Annotated in this window: 18 protein-coding genes; 8 read left to right on the top strand and 10 right to left on the bottom strand. The window is 35.2% G+C overall.

Translation table 11 applies throughout. The features are described from left to right. Positions 1–15 precede the first annotated feature (15 nt). From P2086_RS06545 to P2086_RS06535, 3 genes are all read left to right on the top strand, one after another. Positions 16–1,491, top strand: a complete 1,476-nt coding sequence (locus P2086_RS06545) for a dihydrolipoyl dehydrogenase family protein (RefSeq protein WP_317899644.1) — start codon at positions 16–18, stop codon at positions 1,489–1,491. Positions 1,492–1,556: 65 nt separating this feature from the next. After that, positions 1,557–3,092 carry a sensor histidine kinase gene (locus P2086_RS06540; RefSeq protein ID WP_317899643.1) on the top strand — a complete coding sequence of 512 codons (1,536 nt, stop codon included), beginning with the start codon at positions 1,557–1,559 and terminating at the stop codon, positions 3,090–3,092. Between the two features lie 74 nt (positions 3,093–3,166). After that, the gene (locus P2086_RS06535; RefSeq protein ID WP_317899642.1) at positions 3,167–3,868 is read left to right on the top strand and encodes a response regulator transcription factor; all 702 of its coding nucleotides are present in this window, start codon (positions 3,167–3,169) and stop codon (positions 3,866–3,868) included. 67 nt (positions 3,869–3,935) lie between these two features. Here P2086_RS06535 and P2086_RS06530 read toward each other — a convergent pair whose 3' ends face one another. From P2086_RS06530 to P2086_RS06510, 5 genes are all read right to left on the bottom strand, one after another. Further along, positions 3,936–7,679: a T9SS type B sorting domain-containing protein gene (locus P2086_RS06530; protein WP_317899641.1), complete on the bottom strand. Its 3,744-nt coding sequence runs from the start codon at positions 7,677–7,679 to the stop codon at positions 3,936–3,938. 220 nt (positions 7,680–7,899) lie between these two features. Then, positions 7,900–8,634 (bottom strand): Bax inhibitor-1/YccA family protein, encoded by a 735-nt coding sequence (locus P2086_RS06525; RefSeq protein WP_317899640.1) that lies wholly within the window; start codon positions 8,632–8,634, stop codon positions 7,900–7,902. A gap of 75 nt (positions 8,635–8,709) precedes the next feature. Then, positions 8,710–9,579: a cell division protein FtsX gene (locus P2086_RS06520; RefSeq protein ID WP_317899639.1), complete on the bottom strand. Its 870-nt coding sequence runs from the start codon at positions 9,577–9,579 to the stop codon at positions 8,710–8,712. A gap of 96 nt (positions 9,580–9,675) precedes the next feature. Then, positions 9,676–10,467, bottom strand: a complete 792-nt coding sequence (locus tag P2086_RS06515) for an undecaprenyl-diphosphate phosphatase (protein ID WP_317899638.1) — start codon at positions 10,465–10,467, stop codon at positions 9,676–9,678. A 57-nt stretch (positions 10,468–10,524) separates the two neighbouring features. Beyond that, the gene (locus P2086_RS06510; RefSeq protein WP_317899637.1) at positions 10,525–10,764 is read right to left on the bottom strand and encodes a DUF3098 domain-containing protein; all 240 of its coding nucleotides are present in this window, start codon (positions 10,762–10,764) and stop codon (positions 10,525–10,527) included. Positions 10,765–10,879: 115 nt separating this feature from the next. Between P2086_RS06510 and gmd the strand changes: the two genes are divergently transcribed. From gmd to P2086_RS06485, 5 genes are all read left to right on the top strand, one after another. After that, on the top strand, positions 10,880–11,968 hold the full coding sequence (gene gmd, locus P2086_RS06505) for a GDP-mannose 4,6-dehydratase (RefSeq protein ID WP_317899636.1): 1,089 nt from the start codon (positions 10,880–10,882) through the stop codon (positions 11,966–11,968). 59 nt (positions 11,969–12,027) lie between these two features. Then, positions 12,028–12,969, top strand: coding sequence for a GDP-L-fucose synthase (gene fcl / locus P2086_RS06500; protein WP_317899635.1), 942 nt, complete (start codon positions 12,028–12,030; stop codon positions 12,967–12,969). 29 nt (positions 12,970–12,998) lie between these two features. Beyond that, positions 12,999–14,564, top strand: coding sequence for a hypothetical protein (locus P2086_RS06495; protein WP_317899634.1), 1,566 nt, complete (start codon positions 12,999–13,001; stop codon positions 14,562–14,564). Next, the gene (locus P2086_RS06490) at positions 14,565–15,677 is read left to right on the top strand and encodes a glycosyltransferase family 4 protein (RefSeq protein ID WP_317899633.1); all 1,113 of its coding nucleotides are present in this window, start codon (positions 14,565–14,567) and stop codon (positions 15,675–15,677) included. Between the two features lie 102 nt (positions 15,678–15,779). Continuing rightward, on the top strand, positions 15,780–17,192 hold the full coding sequence (locus tag P2086_RS06485) for a TolC family protein (protein WP_317899632.1): 1,413 nt from the start codon (positions 15,780–15,782) through the stop codon (positions 17,190–17,192). Here the strand turns inward: P2086_RS06485 and P2086_RS06480 are convergent. The 5 genes from P2086_RS06480 to truA form a co-directional block, all read right to left on the bottom strand. Next, positions 17,189–17,806 (bottom strand): DedA family protein, encoded by a 618-nt coding sequence (locus tag P2086_RS06480; RefSeq protein ID WP_317899631.1) that lies wholly within the window; start codon positions 17,804–17,806, stop codon positions 17,189–17,191. The two genes, P2086_RS06485 and P2086_RS06480, sit on opposite strands and share 4 nt — an antisense overlap. 1 nt (position 17,807) lies before the next feature. Continuing rightward, entirely contained in the window at positions 17,808–19,616 is a 1,809-nt protein-coding gene (locus tag P2086_RS06475; protein ID WP_317899630.1) for an ABC transporter ATP-binding protein, read from the bottom strand. Positions 19,617–20,018: 402 nt separating this feature from the next. Next, a complete protein-coding gene (trmB, locus tag P2086_RS06470; RefSeq protein WP_317899629.1) occupies positions 20,019–20,687 on the bottom strand; it encodes a tRNA (guanosine(46)-N7)-methyltransferase TrmB in 669 nt (222 codons plus the stop codon). A 24-nt stretch (positions 20,688–20,711) separates the two neighbouring features. After that, a complete protein-coding gene (locus tag P2086_RS06465) occupies positions 20,712–22,481 on the bottom strand; it encodes an ABC transporter ATP-binding protein (RefSeq protein ID WP_317899628.1) in 1,770 nt (589 codons plus the stop codon). Continuing rightward, positions 22,474–23,238, bottom strand: coding sequence for a tRNA pseudouridine(38-40) synthase TruA (gene truA, locus P2086_RS06460; RefSeq protein ID WP_317899627.1), 765 nt, complete (start codon positions 23,236–23,238; stop codon positions 22,474–22,476). Before truA ends, P2086_RS06465 begins: the two co-directional genes overlap by 8 nt. Positions 23,239–23,387: the final 149 nt, after the last annotated feature.

Genomic DNA, 23,387 nt, shown 5'->3' with positions numbered 1-23,387 from the left:
AAATTCACACAAAATATGGAGCATTACGATCTTATTGTTATTGGTGGTGGCCCTAGCGGATATGCGGGTGCCATGCGAGCCATAGATTTTGGCAAAAAAGTACTGCTAATTGAAAAAAGGCGAATTGGAGGAGCCGGTGTATACGACGGCGTTTTGACCTCAAAAACACTTTGGGAACAGGCCTTAAAAACCGCTTCCATTCGTGAAATGATTCCTGATTACGAAGTCAATTTTGAAAGCTTAAAGAAAATAGTAGACGAAGCGGTTTACGAGCGTAAAACCCAAATGACTCTGCATCTAAAACTACTCGATAGTCTTTCTAAAAAGCTCTTTACTTACGAAAAAGGTTCTGCTTACATTCTCGATAAAAAAACAATCAGAATAACTAAAGAGGACGGTAAAACTAAAGAAGTAAGTGCTGATAATATTTTAATTGCTACAGGTAGTCGGCCTAGAATACCTAATAATATTGAAGTAGACGAACAACACATAGTAACATCGGATGGAATAAAAAATTTCACATCCTTACCAGAAAGCATGGTAGTACTTGGTGCTGGTGTTATTGGTTGCGAATTCGCCACGATTTTTTCTGCTCTTGGAAAAACAAAGGTATTTTTAATTGATAAGGCTGATCGAATTTTGCCTTTTGAAGACGAGGATGTTGCGGAAGTTGTTACAACAAACCTGGAATTACAAGGAGCCAAAGTTCACCACGGTGCTTCGCTCAAACGAATGGAGATTAAAAATGGAAAGGTTGAATATGAACTCGAATACAAAGATGGTAAAACTGAAGTTTTAACTGTAAGTAAGGCACTTATTTCGGTTGGGCGTGTTCCTAATGTAGAAAATATTGGACTTGAAAACGCTGGCGTTAAGCTAAATGAGCGCGGTTCTATTTGGGACGATGACACGCAAACAAATATTAGTAACATATATGTTGCAGGTGATGTAACCACAGAGGTAGCACTTGTAAATGTGGGTGAAAGAGAGGCAAGGCATGCAGTTGTGAGAATGTTTGGTCCAACAGTAAAACCACTATCTTATAAGAACATAAGTACCATTATGTTTTTAAACCCGGAGGTTGCCTCTGTAGGAATGAGTGAGCAAGAATGTGTTGCCAAAAACATACCACACAAAGTAGTTAAACTGGATTATACTGTTAATGCCCGTGCCATTGCCATGCGCAAAACAACCGGTTTTTTTAAAATTATAGTAACCAACGATAACGGTATGCGAATACTTGGCATGCGGGTGGTTGGAGAACATGCCAGTAGCGCCATTCAAGGTGTCGCTTATCTAATACATACCAATCAGGGTATAAGAGATTTGGCCGACATGATGCATCCACACCCGAGTATTACAGAGGGTGTTCAGGAATGTTTGAGAATGCTATTAAATAAATCTATTTACAAGCCTTATGTTTTTAAAGACAGGTTGAAGTGTTACGTCTGCGAAAACGGCGTTTGTACACCGATTGAAAGCTTAGTTTAAATAGAGATGAATAATTTTGGCATTTTTTAATTTAGTCTTGTTTTTTTAAACTTAACTTCGCCCTAATGAACAAGAAGGTTTTTACGTTTATTTCCATATCCTTTTCTTTGGCACTTTTGGTTTTAATTTGTTTTCAGATTTACTGGATTCGTAAAGACTATTTGGTTAGAGAAGAACTTTTTAAAAATAAGGTTGATGGTGTTTTAAACATTACCAGCGCAAGATTGGCTAAACTTGATCCCCGTTCTAAACATACTAAAATCACCGAGCGTATTCAAGGTATAAATATTCCTGATTTTAAAGGCAGCGAAAATCTTGGTTTTAGTGTTAAATCAGAATTGAGTATTGATAGTAACGGCCGGCAGTTTTACCGCTACACACAAAAAAATCTTACCAGCGATTCCTCCATTAAATTTGATGCTTCAGCAACTAATTTTTTAAATTCCATTCGTGAACAATCGCGCTTGCAATCTTCGCAAAACAACGATTTGTTTAATAAAACAAACGACCGTGTTAGTCTTTTTGATATTACCACTACCCGAAATTATTACGACCGCAAACAAAAAACAGATACCCTGTTATTAGATTCTATCTTGCAAACTGAATTAAAAAAAGAAAAAATTACCGCCAAGTACGATTATTATCTAACATCGCTGTTCCCTGGAAGTCCTCACCACAGTGACTTACAACATGCCGAAAACATGTCTGATTCCTTAGGGATAGAACATTACATGGTTAACCTTGCTCCAGATAATAGTTTTATCGATCCTGAATATTTAATACTTTATTTTCCTGCTCAAAACAGAGACATCTTTAAAGAGATGTGGCCCTTTTTAATTACTTCGGTTGTTGTAATTCTCATTCTTACGTTTTCATTTTATTACATCATGGTGAGTAATCTTAGACAGAAAAAATTATCGATCATTAAGAACGATTTTATCAGTAACATGACCCACGAATTCAAAACACCTATCAGTACTATTTCATTGGCTAGTGAAATGTTGGGCGACGAAAGTATCTCTCAGACTCCTGAAAAAAAACACCGTTACATCAAAATGATTCGTGATGAAAACAAACGTTTAAGTGTGTTAGTTGAAAGTATCTTACAAACATCTATTTTAGATAAAGGTGAGTTCAAATTAAAATTAAGTGAAGTTGACATTCATGAAATAATTAATACAGCAATTAACAATACCCATTTGTTAATTAATCAAAGACAAGGTTCCGTAAATACATTTTTAAAAGCTCAAAAATTTAAACTGCAAGCAGACCGTGTTCATTTAACCAACATTATTTTCAATTTAATTGATAATGCCATTAAATATTCACTTGATGTTCCTGAAATAACAATTTCCACTTATAACACAGCGGAAGGAATTATGATTCAGGTAAAAGACAACGGAATGGGCATTTCAAAAGAAAATCAACGTAAAATATTCGATAAATTCTACCGTGTTCCTACTGGAAATGTGCATAATGTAAAAGGCTTCGGACTAGGCCTATCGTACGTTCTAGCCGTTATTCTTAAACATGGTGGAACCATTTCGGTAAACAGTGAAGTAGGTAAGGGAAGTACGTTTAATGTACATTTGCCAATTTGACAATAAATGTTAAAATTGTTAAAATGGCACGTTAAGTGTTTACCTTTAATTAAACAAATTAACATTTAGAACTAATGGACACTGTTAAAACTAAAATCTTATTGGTAGAAGATGACCCAAGTCTTGGCCCCCTTTTGCAAGAGTATTTAGATGCAAAAGGTTTTGAAACAAAATTAGCTGATGATGGGAAAAAAGGCGGGGATTTATTTTTTAAAGGGAGTTTCGACCTTCTTTTATTAGATGTGATGATGCCAATTAAGGACGGTTTAACATTAGCGAAGGAAATTCGTGTGGTTGATAAAAACATTCCTATTATTTTTCTGACTGCCAAAAGCATGAAAGAAGATACCATTGATGGGTTTAATGCCGGTGCCGACGATTATATTACCAAGCCTTTCAGTATGGAAGAATTATTGGCGCGAGTAACGGCAGTATTGCGTCGTACAAACAAAGTACGTTCTTCAGAAGGCGAAGACATCGACTTTAAAGTAGGTACTTACCAGTTTAATTCTGAAAAACAAATTTTACAACACAATGGCGTTGAACAAAAATTGACGACAAAAGAAAGTCAGTTGTTACGTTTATTATGCATTCATAAAAACGATGTATTAGATAGAACGTTTGCTTTAAAATCTATTTGGCACGACGATAATTATTTTAACGGTCGTAGTATGGATGTTTACATTGCAAAGCTTCGTAAATATTTAAAAGACGATACTAAGGTTGAAATTATTAATATTCACGGTAAAGGATTTAAATTATTGGTGAATCAGTAAGTTTTTTCTTACAAAAATTAAAAAACCCGCATCTAAAAAATGCGGGTTTTTTGTTGGTATTTAATTCCTACTTAAGCAAAGTTACATTTCCAAACTTATCGTAAATGCGTCCTTCAAGATCTTTGAAAGACAATTTATAAATGTAGGTGTCTTCTTTTAAAGGATCTTCACCTTTGTTTTGAATGGTTCCATCCCAGCCAGTATTCGCATCGGTGGTGCTAAATAATAAATGTCCCCAGCGATCAAATATTTCGAATCTATATTTTTTAGTATCTAATCCATAAAGAGAAAAAACAGGTTTAAATTTATCGTTTAGTCCATCGTAATTTGGTGTGAATGAATTTGGAATATAAACTGCAAAATCATTTTTAACTTCTATGTACTTCGTTATTTCATTTTTACAATTATGAACTGAAGTTGCGGTGAGTGTAACTTTATAATTTCCTATTTGTGGAAAATAAATAAGTGGATTTAATTCATAACGTTGATTGAGTCCTTGGACTGTCCAAGTATATTTATTATCTCTGAGTGAAGAACTAGTATTCGTAAATTGTACTTCTGGATTTGCGATTGTTATCTCGTCAGGAGGGAAAATAAAATCGGCCTTGGGAGACTCGTACACTTCAATTGGACTTAAAATAACCTGAGTAGAGCATCCTTTTGCTTGGGTATCGATATATGTATACACAGGTGTATAAGATCCTGCGCTTGTAAAAACATGGTTCGTGGTGAACCCTTCCTGTGAATCTGTGCCGTCGTTTATTGACCAATAACCTATTATTGCCTCTCCATTTTGAGGAGAGGTGAGAATCACATCAAGCGGCAAACAACCAATAGTTTTACTCGACGAGGCCGTTACCGGCGGAATATTTTTAACCTGAATACTTACAGTTTTGGCATCAGGACAAAGCAAATGATAAACAGCCGAATGCGTTTGGTAAGTAAATGTATTCGAACCTTCATAAGCTTTAAAAGGATCGAACATAATCCCACCATCCCAACCGGGACTGTTGCTGTACCAAGCACCACCGGGATTTTGAACCAAACTATTTAAATTAAACGGCGCTCTATTCGAACAATAATATGTTTCAGCATATTTTTCAAAATCAGCAGGAACAAATTTGTCTACTTCGATATGCGCTTGTGTAAATGCAATACAAGGTCCCGAGGAAATACTATAACTAATAATATTATCACCAATACCAGCTATAGCAGGATTAAATACGCCACTGTTTGAAATTGCTCCAATCATACCACCTCCAAAAAAGCCACCAACAGGGTTCACATTAAGTTTTATAGGCAGGGAATTATTACACAGAGGGTCTACTTTTGTTATAACAGGTGTTGCAAGAGAGAACACCTCAACACTCAATATCGATTTATCTGGACACAAACCACTCGGAATGGAGGAAGTATTGTAAGTGACTGTAAACTGTCCCGCACCGCTTAATCCGGGATTAAAACTTGTTCCGCTAATACCAGGACCAATCCACGTTCCGCTATTACTTAATGCTAGGGGTAACAAATTTGTCGGTTGACCAGTAGTACATTGCGGTCCAAGACTTCCGGTAATTTTCGCGGTTACGAATGCCTCTGTACTAATAATTCTACTTTGTATAACGTTACATGTATTTGTGCCAATAACATATTGCACTGTATTATTTCCAACCGGACTTAACGCGGGTGAAAAAGTTCCGTTGGCTGATAAAAAGTAGGACGCCACCCAATGGCCGATAGCAGGGCTAACCGTCAATTGCACAGGATCTTGTGTTGAACAAAAAGGACCAGCTATTCCAATATTTGGTACAGCGGGATTTAAAACTGAAATCTGAATACTACTCGCATCAACACATAAAGTTGGATTGGGAGAGGATGGGTTGGTATATAAAACCGTATATATAGCTGTTGCCAAACCAACTGGATTAAAAAAGTTACTACCAACGCTAATCGATGGTGTAGGTGCCACAGCTGTCCAAGCACCCGTTGTACTTTGAACAATGCTCATAAGATTTACCGGAGCACCCGTTACGCACAAATGTGGGACTGTTCCTGTTAAAGCAGCTGTATTAAATTGTGAAACATGAAATATTTTGGAAGAACTTACAACACAGGTTCCTAAACCAGCAGTATAAATAACTGTGTTGGTTCCTATCGGATTAGCAGAAGGTGTTTGAATACCTGTTGGAGAAATTCCAGAAACGCCAGACCAAACACCGTTAGGCGGATTTGCCGTTAGAGCAATTGTACCCGAATTAGTACAACGTGGATTTATAGAAGTGATAACTGGTACTGGAGGATTAAAAACTGGAACAATTAAAACTGTAGAAGCCGGACAAACTGTATAATTAGGCAGAGATCTTGTGTTGTAAGTTAAGCCATATGTGCCTGTAGGGAGACCAAACGGACTAAAGCGATTAAGGCTATCAACCTGCGGTCCAGCCCAGGATCCGGAAACGGTGAATTGAGGAATGTTCATCAAGTTAAATAAAGGATCTTGCACACATAATGTACTCACTCCTGATGAAAGTGCAGGAGAATAAAATTTAGAAACTGAAACGGTTTCCGATTTAGTTACAATGCAATTCCCAACACCTACCATGTATGTTACTGAACTAGTACCAATGGAAGCAATTGAAGGAGTGAACGTGCCCGCAATGCCTACAGCAGGATTTGCGCTCCAAGTGCCACCTCCGGGAGCTGCCATTAATTGTATAGGAGCAAAGGTGTTACAAAGATTCGGTGGTGCTGTAATTGTAGGCGTTAAAGGGTTATTGATCACAATACCTAATGTTTGCGTTACCGGGCAGTTTACTGCGGTGTTTGAAGGAGCTACTGTAACGCTGTATATTATAGTTGCTAATGTTGTAGTAGTTGGAAGAAGTGGTGGAAGGAAAGGCCATGACATCTGCCAAGGTCCGGCACCAGAGGAATTGGACCAACTATACAAATAATTTGCAGGATTAACAGCAGGGCTAAAAGATACACCAGCTGAAAAATTACCCCCTTGACAAATATTGGTGGTGCTTTGAGTAATACTAAAGGAAGGTTGCTGGATTACGCTAACAGTAACAGCAGCTTGACAAGTTCCAGAATACGGAATATTATTTAACGTAGCATTACTCGTGCCAATTACAGTATAAGTTGCTGAATTTTGCACGTTATTAAAAATATTACTTGAGGAAGTGGAGCTAAAAGAGTTTGGACCCACCCAGGTATAAGTATTTACTGACGTACTTGTGTTTGGCCCAAGAGAAACCGTTACAGATTGCCCAGAACAAACAATGCCTGAAGTTGTACCTGAAACGACGCATACAAAACCACAATTGGTGGTAGCAGCTCCCGACGTACCAGCATTATTTTGATTAAAGGTTATGTTTTGTACTTGATTTGAAAAGTTTGTAATCAATAAAAGATAAAATTGCCCTGCAATCGCATTTGCAATTGTACACGTTTCTGTTGGTGAACCAGAATAACTGCATGATTGAATATTTCCACTTGTTAAACTATTGCAAGCGCCTGATAAACTCGAAAACGGTCCCCAACAAATAAAATCAATATCACTTGCAGCAGCCATTGAAATTGACATTGAACCTGTATTCGCCATCTGCATAAAATACCAAGCAGGATTAGGTTGTGAACCAAGACATCCATAATTGGGTCCTACCTGAGAATTTGGCACTCCTGTAGTTGCAGGGAAATTCATAGTTTGACCTGTACAAAAAGGAGAAGCAGTAGCGCACGCACTATTTTGAGAAAACAAATTTCCTTTGTAAGCAAGCAGTACAATTATAAAAAAAAGAAATTGTTTCATTTTGTTCTTTCTTTGGGTATCATTGAATTTGTTTTTACATTAAACTAAAAGCAGCTTTTAAAGTCTATTCAAAGATATAACTATTTTCATTCTAGTACACAATCATTCACTCATTCGTTCACTGCCTTACAAATCACTAGGTTAAGTATTTCTAACAGCGGTCAAAGAAAAAGCCCCGTCAACATTGACAGGGCTTCTAATTTATATAAATCTAAAATATTTAGTCCTTTCTTCCACCAAACAATCTTAGAAGAAATAAGAATAAGTTAATGAAATCAAGATATAAAGTTAATGCGCCTATAATGCCTAGCTTATTTGCCAAAGTTGAATCCCCATTAACTTGCTGACCCAGATTTTTAATTTTTTGAACATCGTAAGCAGTTAGACCAGTGAAGATTATAACTCCTAAAATACTAATGATATAATCCATTTGGGCACTTCCCATAAACATATTGATGAGTGAAGCGATTACAATTCCAACTACACCAATCATCAAGATACTTCCCATTTTAGTTAAATCTGTTTTAGTTGTATAACCTGCAATTGCCATTAAAGCGAATAATGCCGTTGTACTAAAAAACACAGTAATGATTGAGCCAATAGCGTATATAAAGAAAATAAAACTAAAACTAATTCCGTTAATGATAGAGTAAGCAATAAACAAACCGATCAATGCAGGATAAGAAAGTTTACTTAATCCAAAATTAATTCCAAGAACAAATAATAGTGGTGCAAACATTACTATGTAAGCAAAAATAGTTGGCTTAAATCCAGTTTCGGTTTCTTCGAGTAAAATGCTCGTTAGTTCTGGCACGTTTGCAAATACCAACGCAGCTATTGCAGTGAGTAACATTGCTAAAGCCATCCAGGCAAAAGAGTTTCTAAGCAACTTATTTTCTCCTGCAATTGTTGTGTACTCAATTTTATTAATATCTGTACTTCTTAAATTTTCCATTATCAGTTAATTATTTTAGGTATAAATGTAAGAAATTATTTAGGGTATAAAGGTTAAGAATATTTAAAGGGATGCCTAAAAATAAAGATCGCTGGTTTTTAAATGCAGGTATCTTAAAACCGCTAAAAACGCACTGAAAGCTGAAATGATCACACCTACAAGAATGATTCCGCAAAATAAAATTAAAAGAACGTTTTCATCCTGTAACTGCAAAAGATCTGGTATAAACTTAGTACTTAGCATTAAAAATCCGGCCAATAAAAGTCCGGCAATAATTCCGGCTATGACCCCTTGTCGAAATCCTTTAAAAATGAAAGGTTTGCTAATAAACAGACGAGTCGCTCCAACCAAATACATGGTTCTAATTAGAAACCGTTGCGAATAAATAGACAATCGAATTGTATTGTTAATAAGGGCTATGGCTACTATTAAAAGCGCACCGCTAAAAATAAGGATAAAAAAAGCCACTGCTTTTGTGTTCTTATTTAGCTTGTTTATCATTTCTTTTTGATAGACGACTTCCTTAACAAACGGTTTTTGCAACAAATTTTTTTCGATTATCTGTAAGGTGTCGGTATTTGCATAGTTAGCATTCAGCTTAACTTCCAGCGAATTTAAAAGCGGGTTACTTCCTAAAAAAGCTACAAAATCTTCACCTAAATCTGCCTTTAATTTTTGCGCAGCTTGTTCTTTACTGATAAGATTTACACTTTTAGTAAAATCTGCATTATTAAGTTCTTGAATCAACACATCAGTTTGTGCTGAAGTTGCTGTGTCTTTTAAATAAATTTGAAAGCCAACATTTTCTTTAAAATGAGTTGAGAGTTTGTTAGCGTTAATAATAAGCAAACCAAGTGCTCCAAGCATAAATAAAACCAATGCAAGGCTTATAATAACCGTTACACCCGAAGTACGAAGTCTTTTTCTTGTTAATCTATCGCTCACAATTTTATTTTAATAGAGCGAAGTTATTTTTAATTTGCTTGTTTATTGGCAACTAACCAAAGTAATAATTAACAGAAAGATGTTTGTTAAGCTAAATTAGGCGCTGATTTCAAGTCCTACATACATGGCATAACTTAGAAATACTATACCAAGAGCGATGCGGTACCACCCAAAATGCTTAAACCCATATTTATTTAGAAAAGCGATAAAACCCTTTACAGCAAAAATGGCAACAATAAAAGCAATGAGTCCGCCAAATGCCATTAGTTTAAGATCCTCAAAATGAATGTTGTCTTTTTCTTTAAGCAAATCATAACCGGAAGCAGCAAACATTGTTGGAATAGCCAATAAAAAAGAAAACTCTGCGGCTTGTTTTCTATCAAATCCTGAAAAAATACCACCAAATATAGTAGCCGCCGCTCTTGAAACACCAGGGATCATTGAAAAACACTGAATGAACCCAATTTTTAATGCGCCAGTAAAACTTATATCTTCAACATTTTTATACTCGCTTTTTTTATTCTCACTCCATTTATCGAGTAGAATTAAAATAACACCGCCCACTATTAAAGCGATGCTAACTGTGAATGGATTGAATAAATAATGTTTAATAGTTTTATATGCCAATAACCCAATAATACCGGTTGGTAAAAAGGCAACAAAGAGCTTTATATAAATATTAATTCCAACAAAAAAACGTTTGATGTAGATTAGAAGCACTGCTAAAATTGCACCCAACTGAATAACAATTTCAAATGTTTTTGCAAATTCCTGATTTTGAATTTTCAACAATGAATCCGCCAAAATCATATGTCCAGTAGAAGAGACCGGAAGGAATTCTGTTAACCCTTCAATGATTGCAATAATAAATGCTTGTAAATAAGTCATATTTGATTAAATAGAATTGGATGCCATTTTACAAAAGAAATGAGGTACCTCTTATTTTTATTTGGTCGCTTCAACCTCTTCCGTTTTCGGACGCCACATAATCGCGACAATGATTGAAACAAAGCCAATCAAACAAACCATAGGAGCTAAGGTAATACGTTGGAAATTAAAAATCTCGGGATTAAAAACATTTGGATCGTCACTGCCACCGCCAATCATTAATACGTATCCAAGAATAATTAAGGCTATTCCTGCAACAAGAACATAATAATTTTTTTTAGTGAAGGTGCTTTTCATAAGATATTTTTTGAAATAATTAGAGTCCAAATATAAGCAAAATTCACTTTATGATTAGCCATTAATACGAAGGTTTGTGCATTAATTTTTTGTAATATTGTTAATTGAAAAAATTATGGCAAAAGTAGCACTTATCACAGGCGTAACGGGGCAAGATGGAGCATATCTTTCCGAATTGTTGTTGAGTAAAGGATATGAAGTTCACGGCGTAAAGCGCCGTAGTTCTTTGTTTAATACTGACCGAATAGATCACCTCTACCAAGATCAACATGAAAAAAATGTAAGTTTTAAATTGCATTATGGCGACTTAACAGATAGTACCAATCTCATAAGAATAGTACAAGAAGTAAAGCCTGACGAAATTTATAATCTAGCGGCTATGTCGCATGTAAAAGTTAGCTTTGATACCCCTGAATATACTGCCAATGCAGATGGTATTGGAACTTTAAGAATATTAGAGGCAATTCGCATTTTAGGTTTAGAGAAAAAAACACGTTTCTATCAAGCCTCTACAAGCGAACTGTACGGTTTAGTTCAAGAAATTCCTCAAAAAGAAACAACGCCCTTTTATCCCCGTAGTCCTTACGGTGTAGCAAAACTTTACGGATTTTGGATTACCAAAAATTACCGTGAAAGTTATGGCATGTATGCCTGCAATGGTATTTTATTTAATCATGAAAGTCCTTTACGCGGAGAAACATTTGTTACCCGTAAAATAACCAGAGCAGTCGCAAAAATTAGTTTGGGAATGCAGGACAAACTTTTTATGGGGAACATTGATTCTGAACGCGACTGGGGACATGCTAAAGATTATGTGGAAGGTATGTGGCGTATGTTACAGCAAGATGAACCAGATGATTTTGTGCTTGCCACCGGTATTAAGATAACCGTTAGAGAGTTTATTAATATGGCTTTTGCCGAAGTAGGCATTGCGTTGAAATGGGAAGGAAAAAATGAAAATGAAAAAGGAATCGACATTAAAAGTGGTAAAACATTAGTTGAGATAGATCCAAAATATTATCGTCCTGCTGAGGTAGATCTTTTGGTAGGTGACGCTACAAAAGCTAAAAATAAAATGGGCTGGACTCCAACCTACACTGTTTCTGAACTCTGTAAAGAAATGGTTCAAGCCGATCTTGAATTATTTAAACGCGACAAATATTTAATAGAGGGCGGACACAAGGTTTTAAATTACAAAGAATAAGTAATTTATTTTATCCCAAACAAATTCTTTAAGCTAAGTTATAAATTGTGTAAACAAGAATGAACGCAGAATCCAAAATATACATCGCCGGGCACCGTGGAATGGTAGGTTCGGCCATTTTAAGAAATTTACAAAACAAAGGATTTTCAAATTTTGTATTAAAAACTTCCAAAGAATTAGATTTAAGGAATCAACAACAAGTATCTGATTTTTTTAGAACAGAAAAACCTGATTATGTTTTTTTAGCGGCTGCAAAAGTTGGTGGCATCAATGCTAATAATGTTTATAGAGCAGATTTTTTATACGAAAATTTGATGATCCAAAACAATGTTCTTCATTCTGCTTTTGAAAACAAAGTAACAAAACTTATGTTTTTGGGTTCTTCTTGCATTTACCCGAAACTTGCACCACAACCTTTAAAAGAAGAATATTTATTAAGTGGTTATTTGGAAGATACGAATGAACCTTATGCGATTGCAAAAATTGCGGGGATCAAATTGTGTGAGAGTTATAGAAGGCAGTACGGCGCCAATTTTATTTCGGTGATGCCAACGAATTTGTATGGTCAAAATGATAATTACAATCTAAATAATTCTCATGTATTACCGGCTTTGATTCGTAAATTTCACGAAGCAAAAGAAAATAACCTTCCCTTCGTTGAAATGTGGGGAACTGGTTCACCAATGCGTGAATTTTTGCACGCTGATGATATGGCAGATGCTTGTGTTTATCTCATGCAAAATTACGAAGGTAGTCAGCATGTAAATATTGGAACTGGTGTTGATCTTACTATTAAGGATCTTGCTCTACTCATTCAAAAAATAGTTGGTTATAAAGGCGAAATTAAACATGATTTGAGCAAACCAGACGGCACACCAAGAAAACTAATGGATGTTAGCTTTTTACATAAGCTTGGGTGGAAACATTCCATTGAGTTAGAGGCAGGGATAAAATCTGTTTATGAAGACTTCAAGAAAAAAGAGAATGTGAAAGTCTGGTAAGAATATCCTACCATTGAGATTCAAAACAAATGCATTGTAAAAAAATACATAATTATACTTTTGGATTATGTATTTTCTTCTCCTGTGTTTTTTCATTTGAAATATCTGCTCAGTTTTACAATTTTCCAAGCGACAATTCCTTTTCAGTTCTTACAGAAAAACAACTTGCAGCCAAAGACAGTGCTATTCATGGTGGAATAAAACCCTATGTGCACTTTTTTTCTTCTAAGTATGTTCAGGTTGTAGACACACATCGTTTATTTAAATTCATTAAAGATGATCCAGCAATTGATTTGGTTTTTTATAAACATTTCATAAGAGTAGAACCAAAAACAGAAAAATTTAAATTACGCCTCGATCCGGTATTAAATTTAGAAGTAGGGAAAGATTTTTCGAACAATCCTTCTGGGAGACTTTATTGCAATACGAGAGGATTGATTGGAAGCGGCTATGTTGGTGACAATGTATATTTTGAAACCATGGTAGTTGAAAATCAATCGTTCTTACCAAGTTACCTTTCTGATTATGCGAATACCAGTTCGGTAATTCCTGGCCAAGGTCGTTGGAAACAATTTAAAACTACGGGTTATGATTATGCCTTTTCGTCGGGATTTGTTTCTGTTCAAGCTCTCAAAAATTTGAACATACAAGTAGGTCATGGCAAACAAAAAATAGGTAATGGATACCGTTCTTTATTACTTAGCGATAATACTTTAAACTATCCTTATACACGCTTCACACAACAGTGGTTCAAAGGAAAAGTGCAGTACACTAATATTTATGCAGTTTTAATGAATTTAGTTTCGGCTTCAACGATTGTGAACCCTAACACCGAACGTTTGTTTCAAAAGAAAGCAGCCTCCTTTCAATACCTGAGTATTAATTTTAGTCGTTCTTTCAACATAGGCTTTTTTCAAGGAATGGTTTGGCAAGCTGGTGACTCGCGAAATAAGCAGCACATAGATTGGCAGTATTTTAACCCGATAATTTATACTAATCTTATGTCATACGGATTAGACAACAAGAATAATATTATTACAGGTTTGGATGCAAAACTAAAAATCGGCAATAAGGTAAATGTGTATAGTCAATTAATGCTCGATAAAACGAAATCGGATTCCACGTCAGCAGCGTGGGGCTGGCAAGCAGGGCTTAATTACTTTGACGCATTTGGACTTAAAAACTTGTTTCTGCAATTTGAATACAATAATGTAAAACGAGGTAGTTATTCAAGTAGTGTGAACACGAGCGACCAGTCTTATTCTCACTACAATCAGAACTTAGCTTATACGCCAGGTTACGGCGAAGAATTTGTTTTAATTGCAGATTATAAAGTGCGGCGTTTTTTTGTTAACCTTCGCTACAACTATCAGGATATTCCACAAAATACTATTTCTGGCACCAATACAAATTATGTGAGTATGATTAATGCTAAAGTGGGCTATTTGATTAATCCTTCCTACAATTTAAACATCTGTTTAGGAATACTCTATCGCACTCAAAAAAATCCTATCTTTAACCCGTTGAACAATCAGGTAAATTATATCTATTTAGGTTTTAAAACCAGCTTATATAACTTGTATTACGATTTCTAAATGGCAGCATTAATACTCGTTTTTCTAACCTCTTTTATTGTAGTCCTCTACTCTACCCCGGCACTCATTAAAGTGGCCGTTTTAAAGCGTTTGATTGATACGCCTAGTGAGGAGCGTAAAATTCATAAACGTTCTGTTCCAACCATTGGTGGTATTATAATTTACGCAGGAACTCTGTTTGCTTACGCCTTATGGTACAACATTCAGGATGGAGCCTACTACGATGTTATTTCTACATCCATCAACGAATTCAAACTTATTATTGCTACCAGCTTAATTCTCTTTTTTGTTGGGGTAAAAGATGATATTATTGGAACCGCGCCGGTAAAAAAATTATTTGCTCACATCATTGTAGCATTAATTCTTGTGCTTATGGGTAACATAAGAATTACGGGGCTTCATGGAATCTTTGGTGTTTCTGATTTGCCGTATTGGGGAAGCGTTTTCATATCCATTTTTACTTATGTTGTTGTTGTCAATGCTTTTAATCTTATAGATGGCGTTGACGGATTAGCAGCGGGAATTGGCTTTCTAAGCAGTTGCGCCTTTGGCACCTGGTTTATATTTGCCAATGAATTTGGTTATGCAACTTTGTCTTTTGCACTCGCTGGTGCACTCGGAGGGTTTTTAATTTTTAATTTTTCACCCGCTAAAATCTTTATGGGCGACTCAGGCTCTTTGGTTATCGGTATGTTTATTTGTGTGTTGGCCATAAAAATGATTGAATTTCCAATTAGCGAGTTAGATAGCTTTTGGGTGCATATCAGCAAACCAGTTTTTGCTATTTCAGCACTAGCATATCCTTTATTAGATACCTTGCGAGTATTTATCATTCGGGCTGTTAAAGGACAGTCGCCTTTTAATGCTGATCGTAATCACCTCCATCATAAGCTTATCGATTGCGACTATAGCCATATAAAAACAGTCATAATCATCTACTCGTTTTCTGTTATTACGGTTGGTACATCGTTACTTACTTATTATTTCTATACCCCTACTCTTAGCCTGTTAACGGTAGTTGGTACGGGTGCCGTTTTTCTTTTGATCGTAATAAACATCAATAAAAAGAAATTAAAAAAGAAAACGCTTACTTCTGAAACCTTGCAAAGCTAAAATATAACCTGAATACCCCTTAAATTTACCGCTCCTGTAAGATTTGTGCTTTGAGGCTCATAGCATAAATAATTTATTTATTTTTATTGCCATATTTTACTCATGAAAAATTTAATTCTTACCATTTTTCTAATTTCTATTTTATCAGGAAAATCGCAGTCTGCATGGGACTTACAAACCTGCATAAAATATGCGCTTAACCATAATATTGGATTAAAACAAAGAGCTTTAAATAACGAAGTTAACAAAAACACGACCGAGCAAAGCAAAGGGTCTGCCCTCCCTTCATTGAACGCCGGTGCATCTCACGTTTATAATTTTGGTCAAACGATAGATAGATTCACAAACACCTTTGCAAACACTCAGGTACTTTCACAAAATTTTTACATAAGCAGTAATGTCGTTCTATGGAGCGGGCTCAGTCAGTATAACAACATAAAATCAAATGAATACAACTACCTGAGTGGTGTTGAACTATTAAAGCAACAACAAAACGATCTTTCCTTGAGTATTGCCAATGCCTACATTGGCGTTATTTTCTCTGAAGAGATTGTGAAGATTTCTCAGAATCAATATTCAGTTACTGTTGAACAATTTGAACGTACTAGCAAATTAGTAACCGCAGGGGCACTTGCTAAAAGTGTTGAATACGACATTAAAGCACAATTAGCTAACGAACTTGTGAATGTAACCAGTGCTAAAAATAACTATCAAATTTCACTTCTTACACTCAAACAATTGATGAACCTTGATAGCGTTACAAATTTTAATATTGAAAGGCCACAGATTAGTTTAGAGGACGGGCAACTTTTAGAAAACAATCTGCAAAATATTTACGAAACAAGTTTAAAAACACAACCAAGTATTAAAAGTAACGAATACAGTATTTTAAGCGCAGAAAGTTATTTGAAGGCTACTAAAGGTAGAATTAGCCCCACATTAAGTTTTAATGCCAGCATGGGAACTGGTACATCAGGTTTAGCGAAAGATATTCTCGGCGTGCAAGCCACAGGAAAGAGTTCTCTCATTGGATATACAAATTCAGGAGAAGGAGTTTACGCCCCCGAATTTGATTATATTACCAAGCCAAAAAGTTTTTCCAATCAATTTAATGATAACGTTAATAAAAGTTTGGGATTTACTTTAAATATTCCCTTGTACAATGGTTTACAAACACATACTTCAATTAAGAATGCAAAAATAAACGCACTTAACGCACGATTTGCAAAAGATTTAACCGAACAAAATTTATTTAAGAGCATTGCTCAGGCGCATGCAAACGCAAAAGCGGCCTTAGATAAATATAACGCAAGTAAATACAGTGTTGAGGCTGCTGAAGAATCATTTAAATATGCCGAGCAAAAATTTAATGCAGGCGTAATAAGCGCCTTAGATTTTAGCACCTCTAAAAACAGATTATTTGCTGCTGAAAGCAATCTACTTCAGGCTAAATACGATTACGTTTTTAAATTGAAAGTCTTAGATTATTATCAGGGAAAACCTTTGGAATTTTAATTCTTTTTTAAGACAATTCTCAAAATTGGTAGTGCAGTGAGAAGGATAAGTGCAATAAAAATGTACCCCATGTAATCAGTAATTTGCGGGAACATTTGCACTAAAAAATACCCTATTCCTGTAAGACTCAATATCCAAGCGATTGCGCCAACAATATTAAAAAACATAAATTTGAAAAAATCTATTTTAATTACTCCGGCAATAATTGGGGCAAATGTCCTCACAATAGGTAAAAAACGAGCCATCACCAAAGTTAGGTTTCCTCCATACTTATCGTAATACGTTTTTGTAATTTCAATTTGTTTTTGTTTAAAAATTACTCCATCTTTCCTGGCATACAGTTTCTCTCCTACTTTGCTGCCGAACCAATAACCTGTTGCGTTTCCAAGAACGGCGGCACTCGTCATTAAAGTAACCAATTCGGTGTAACCTACATGTAATGAATCGGGCTTAGCTTTGCACAAAATTCCTGCTAGTAAAATTAGATTATCCCCTGGAAGAAAAAACCCAACTAATAAACCTGTTTCAGCAAAAATCACAAATAACAAAAGCCATAGTCCACCGTATTCGATGATGCTATTAGGATCTGTTAATTGCTTTAAAAATTCCCACATGTTAAATAAGATTGTTTAGATTTTTTCTACTCTTTAGTGCTTCCATGATATTTTCAATATTTCCTTTTGGAATAGAATCAATTAGCTTACGCGTGTAATCGCTTTTAGGATTTAGATAAATTTCATCTGGATCGCCCATTTCTTCTATTTTTCCCTTTTGCATCACGATCATACGATCACTCATAAATTTCACTACACTTAAATCATGGCTAATGAAAATATAGGTAAACTTAAATTCTTGTTTTAATTCATTCAATAAATTCAATACTTGAGCCTGCACACTCACATCAAGAGCACTAACACTTTCATCACAAATAATAAATTCAGGATCAAGTCCTAAGGCACGTGCAATGCATATACGTTGACGTTGCCCCCCGCTAAATTCGTGTGGATAACGATTGTAATGTTTTTCCTCTAGTCCTACTTTTTTAAGCAATTCTAATACTCTCTCTTTTCTTTCACGTGCGGTTTTAAAAATTCGATGAACTTTCATAGGCTCTTCAATAGCCTGACCGATAGTTATTCTTGGATTTAAAGATGAGTAAGGATCCTGAAATATAATTTGCATGTTACGGCGGTATTGACGAAAGTCTACTTCCGGCATTTTAAGCACCTCTTTCCCTTTGTATAAAATGCTACCGCTTACTGCTTCCGCCAATTTTAAAATTGTTCTACCAAGAGTTGTTTTACCGCATCCGCTTTCGCCTACCAATCCTAATGTTTCACCCTGATAGAGATCAAAAGTTACATCATCCACTGCTTTACTATAATCTAATACTTTTCCAAAAATGGTTTTTTTAGAAGGAAACCATGTTTTTACATTTTTGAGTTCCAAAAGTTTTTTTCCACTATATAATTTTTTCAAATCTGCCTTTCTTTCGTCTTTAGTGATTGTAGCACTTTTTAACGCTTCACTCACATTGTTATCAATGGCGATAATCTCACCATTTTCTCCGCGTTTCATAAAATCACTCACCACAGGTAAACGTTTTACTCTAAAATCTAGAGGTGGGCGGCATGCTAGTAAACTTTTAGTGTAAGGATGTTGAGGATTTGAAAATAATTCGAGTACGGGACCTTGTTCAACAATTTTACCTTTATACATTACAACCACATGATCTGCTAGTTCAGCAATTACACCAAGATCATGGGTAATAAAGAGAATACCCATTTGATATTGGTGCTGAAGCTTTTGCAGCAATTCCAGAATAGTTTTTTGAACAGTTACATCCAGTGCAGTAGTGGGTTCATCAGCGATTAAAATTTTTGGTTCACAACTAATTGCCATTGCTATCATCACTCTTTGTTTTTGTCCACCAGACAGTTGATGCGGATAACGTTCAAACATTAACTCCGGAGTGGGCAATTGAACTTCATTAAATAGAGCGATTGTTTTTTCACGTGCCGCTTCTTTTGAAAGGGATTGATGCAAAAGAATGGCCTCCATAATTTGTTCGCCACATTTCATAACAGGATTTAGTGACGTCATTGGTTCCTGAAAAATCATGGCAATTTCGTTACCCCGATATTTTCGCATCTCATCCTTTTTTGTTTCCACCAAATTTATTTTCTGACCATCGTTACAATGATAAATTATTTTCCCACCGGTTATTTTTCCAGGAGGATTTGGAATCAATTGCATAATTGATAAAGAAGTAACCGATTTTCCAGAACCACTTTCGCCAACAATACCAATAGTTTCACCTTTAAATAAGGTAAATGAAACATCATTCACAGCTTTTACAAACTCTGTTTCCGTTTTAAATTGTGTGACCAGATTTTTTACCTCGAGCAAAGGTTGCTTCTGCATAACATAGAAATTACTATGCGTTTAAAGTAAGAATTATTTTTTTAGAATAATAGTGTTCACATATTAACAAACTAACAACCACACGTGTACATGAGAGAATAAAAAATTGCTACTCGATATCTATACTACAATTGATTTCCCGAATAAGCATGCCATTGTCAGCAATTTCTTTGCCATAAGCATTGCATTCCCTTCCTGCCTGACTCTGTTTTGTATTCAAATCGATTTGGTTGAACGGATGTGGCCGTATGCTACAACTACAAGATCACAGGTACATAGCCAATCTTTAGGCATTTCGCTGGACGTGGCTCAAATTAATACAAAGTCCAAAAGCCAAAACTTCATATTGCTGGGTTTAAAGATTAGCCTTGAAAGTAAAATAAAATTCTACTTTTTCAAAGCCTAATTCAATTTAAAACAAACGTACTTTATATCCTCACCTTTTTCGGTAAACATTTTTTCGTAGTAGGTTTTAATTGCAATGAGTTCTTGACGGTCAGCTGGACAATTCTTATAGAGATTGTTCGTATGCCAAATTAATGGAAGCTTATTCTCTTCGATGACCTCTAATGTATACTCATAAAAACTGGTACTATCGGTTTTTAAATGCACGGTGCCATCCTTCTTCAATAATTTTTTGTAACGGTTTAAAAACAAAGGGTGCGTAAGCCGCGCGCGCTTGCGCGTGCTTTGAGGTTGTGGATCAGGAAAGGTTATCCAAATTTCGTCCACCTCATTTTCGTCAAAACAATAATCAATAAAATCAATGCGTGTTCTCATAAACCCAACATTATTCAACTTGTTTTCAATGGCTTGTTTGGCTCCGGTCCAAATTCTGTTACCCTTAATATCAACTCCGATATAATTTTTATTCAGATTATTTTGTGCCAATCCAATGGTGTACTCTCCTTTTCCACAACCTAATTCTAAAATAATTGGATGATCATTTTTAAAATAGTCTGTTCTCCATTTTCCTTTTAAATTAAAGCCTTGCGAAAGGTTTTCAAAAAAAAGCGTGAAACAATTTTTAAAGGTTTCAAACTCTGCAAATTTTTCCAGTTTAGTTGGCATATTCTTTTATCTCATAAACCTCCTTTAGGAGCTTATAATTTCTTCTTTGTTTTGTAATTCGTACAATTTCTTAAACCGACTTTCAGTTTTTAATAATTCAGGTATCGACCCGTTTTCAATTATTTCTCCTTTATCAAACACGAGCACTTTATTTACATGTTTTATTGTAGATAGACGGTGCGCGATAATAATTGACGTTCTTCCAGCCGATATTTTTTCTACCGCTCGTTGAATTAGAATTTCTGTTTGTGTATCGATAGTGGCAGTGGCTTCATCTAAAATAAAAATTGCAGGTTGATAAACATATGCACGAATAAACGCAATGAGTTGTCTTTGTCCAGCTGATAGACTCTGACCACGTTCCTGAACCTGATAATTAAATCCTTGAGGAAGTGAAAGAATGTAATCGTACAAACCTATCTCCTTTGTTGCGTGAACAACATCCTCAAATTTTATATCCGGATTATTTAAGGTTATGTTATTTAGAATAGAATCGTTAAACAAATAAACATCCTGTAACACAACGCCAGTGTTTTTACGCAAGGATTCTAAATCTAGATCTCTTATTTCAACACCATCAATTAAAATTTGACCTTTTGAATATTCGTAAAATCTACTCAGTAAATTAATGATTGTTGATTTACCGGCACCGGTTGATCCTACTAAAGCAATCGTTTGTCCCGCATCAATTTTAAATGACACATCTTTTAAAACAAAATGATCGTTTTTATACGCAAACCAAATATTTTTAAATTCGATACAATTTTGTACATTTTTAAAACCTATACTGCCCGAATTATCAATTTTTTCATCGGTATCCAACACTTTAAAAACGCGTTCTGCAGATACAATTCCCATTTGTAAAGTATTCAAACGATCTGCCAACATGCGTATTGGACGAAACAACATATTTACCATCATCACAAAAAACGTAATGTCACCAAGATTTACAGCATACATTCCACCCTTTACGCCCACAAACCAAATAATAAGTGCGATTGAAAATGAAGAAAGAATTTCGACTGCTGGAAAAAAAATAGAATAATAAAAAATAGATTTAATGTTTGCCGTTCGGTGTTGCTGATTTATGACTTTAAATTTTAAAAGCTCTTTTTCTTCACGATTAAACAATTGAACTAAGCGCATCCCAGTAATATGCTCTTGTGTAAATGTATTTAAAGCAGACACTGCATTTCTAACTTGTGTAAATGATTTTTTAACACCGCGTTTAAACAAAGCAGTTGCAATGAATAAAAGTGGAATGGTGCTAAGTGCTAAAAAAGCGAGAATCCAGTTCTTAATAAACATGGCCGAAATAAAAATTGTTAGCATAACGATATCACCGGCAATAACAATAAAGCCTTGAGAGAATACGTCGTTCATGCTTTCAATATCAGAAACAGCTCTTGTAACAAGTGTTCCCACCGGTGTGTTATCAAAATATGTATTCTTTAAACGAAGAATATGTGAATAAACTTGATTACGCAAATCACGTACTACATTTTGACCCAGTAAATTGGTGATACGAATATTTATTACTTGAAGGAGAGACTCCAGAATTAAAAATCCTAGAATTAAAAGGCAGATATAATTTAGTTTTTCAATACTTTTTTCTTTAATAACAAAATCATCGAGTGCGGTGCTTATCAATAAGGGTCTTACAATTGCCAAAGATGAGAGTAATAAAGTCATACCGATTGCAGCAAAAAATAAAGTTTTATACTTTGCTGTGTAACCGATAATTCTTTTTATCAAGCCAAGATTCAATTTTTTATTTTTATCTTCTTTACTCACTAAAAATTTCTTTCGGATAGTTGATTCCTACTAAAAACAAAGCATTAGCTGGAGCATTGTTTCCTGCCACTTGTCTGTTTTTTGCTTCAATTATTTTTTTAAAATCGCTGATGCTAATTTTGTTTTTTCCTACCATTACTAAGGTGCCTACAATAGCGCGCACCATGCCCCGTAAAAAGCGGTCGGCACTTATTGTAAATCGCCATTCGTGTTCACCATTTTTTTGCCAAACAGCTTTAGTAATTTTACAATTATTTGTTTTGTTTTGTGTGTTCACTTTACTAAAACTCGTAAAATCTTCATAGTCTAAAAGCGTTGCCGCTGCTTTGTTCATTAAATCAAAATCCAAGTCGCCATAAACATACCAACTAAAATTATCTCTAAACGGATTTTTATGTTGATTCAAATAGTAATAATATACGCGTTGGGTCGCTTCAAATCTGGCATGAGACGTGTCTTTTACTTTTTGAATGTTTTGAATGGCAATAGTAGGCGGAAGAATAGTATTAAACTTATAGATCCAATGGTTTTTATTTTCTATTAAATCGGGGCAATGACTATCGAAATGTGCTACATAGTTCTTTGCATGAACTCCAGCATCTGTTCTGCCGCAGCCAACCAAATCAATTTTTTCCCTTAAAAGCATCGATAATTTCTCCTCCAAAGCTTGCTCCACGGTACTTGCCGCGTTTTCCTGGATTTGCCAGCCATTAAACTCAGAACCATTATAAGAAAGCGTTAAAAAAAATCTGGCCATTGCGCAAAGTTAGGTATTATACCGATTATATAAAATAGGAAGTCTAATTAACGGTGCAACTATTTTATTATATCGGCATAACCGTTTTAGTTGAATTGGTGAGTCTTTTGGACTAACTAATAATAATTAGAGTTATTTACAATTTAAGA

The sequence above is a fragment of the Aurantibacillus circumpalustris genome (genome assembly GCF_029625215.1).
GTDB classification, from domain to species: Bacteria; Bacteroidota; Bacteroidia; order B-17B0; family Aurantibacillaceae; genus Aurantibacillus; species Aurantibacillus circumpalustris.
The sequence above is the reverse complement of the archived record's forward strand: the minus strand, read 5'-3'. Positions and strand labels throughout refer to the sequence as shown.

Bases quoted from the DNA above. Each gene is read 5' to 3' on its own strand.
- fcl (WP_317899635.1), top strand. From the start codon at position 12,028: ATGAACGCAGAATCCAAAATATACATCGCCGGGCACCGTGGAATGGTA.
- P2086_RS06540 (WP_317899643.1), top strand. From the start codon at position 1,557: ATGAACAAGAAGGTTTTTACGTTTATTTCCATATCCTTTTCTTTGGCA.
- gmd (WP_317899636.1), top strand. From the start codon at position 10,880: ATGGCAAAAGTAGCACTTATCACAGGCGTAACGGGGCAAGATGGAGCA.
- P2086_RS06510 (WP_317899637.1), bottom strand. From the start codon at position 10,764: ATGAAAAGCACCTTCACTAAAAAAAATTATTATGTTCTTGTTGCAGGA.
- P2086_RS06545 (WP_317899644.1), top strand. From the start codon at position 16: ATGGAGCATTACGATCTTATTGTTATTGGTGGTGGCCCTAGCGGATAT.
- truA (WP_317899627.1), bottom strand. From the start codon at position 23,238: ATGGCCAGATTTTTTTTAACGCTTTCTTATAATGGTTCTGAGTTTAAT.
- P2086_RS06495 (WP_317899634.1), top strand. From the start codon at position 12,999: ATGCATTGTAAAAAAATACATAATTATACTTTTGGATTATGTATTTTC.
- P2086_RS06475 (WP_317899630.1), bottom strand. From the start codon at position 19,616: ATGCAGAAGCAACCTTTGCTCGAGGTAAAAAATCTGGTCACACAATTT.
- P2086_RS06535 (WP_317899642.1), top strand. From the start codon at position 3,167: ATGGACACTGTTAAAACTAAAATCTTATTGGTAGAAGATGACCCAAGT.
- P2086_RS06525 (WP_317899640.1), bottom strand. From the start codon at position 8,634: ATGGAAAATTTAAGAAGTACAGATATTAATAAAATTGAGTACACAACA.
- P2086_RS06480 (WP_317899631.1), bottom strand. From the start codon at position 17,806: ATGTGGGAATTTTTAAAGCAATTAACAGATCCTAATAGCATCATCGAA.
- trmB (WP_317899629.1), bottom strand. From the start codon at position 20,687: ATGCCAACTAAACTGGAAAAATTTGCAGAGTTTGAAACCTTTAAAAAT.
- P2086_RS06530 (WP_317899641.1), bottom strand. From the start codon at position 7,679: ATGAAACAATTTCTTTTTTTTATAATTGTACTGCTTGCTTACAAAGGA.
- P2086_RS06490 (WP_317899633.1), top strand. From the start codon at position 14,565: ATGGCAGCATTAATACTCGTTTTTCTAACCTCTTTTATTGTAGTCCTC.
- P2086_RS06485 (WP_317899632.1), top strand. From the start codon at position 15,780: ATGAAAAATTTAATTCTTACCATTTTTCTAATTTCTATTTTATCAGGA.
- P2086_RS06515 (WP_317899638.1), bottom strand. From the start codon at position 10,467: ATGACTTATTTACAAGCATTTATTATTGCAATCATTGAAGGGTTAACA.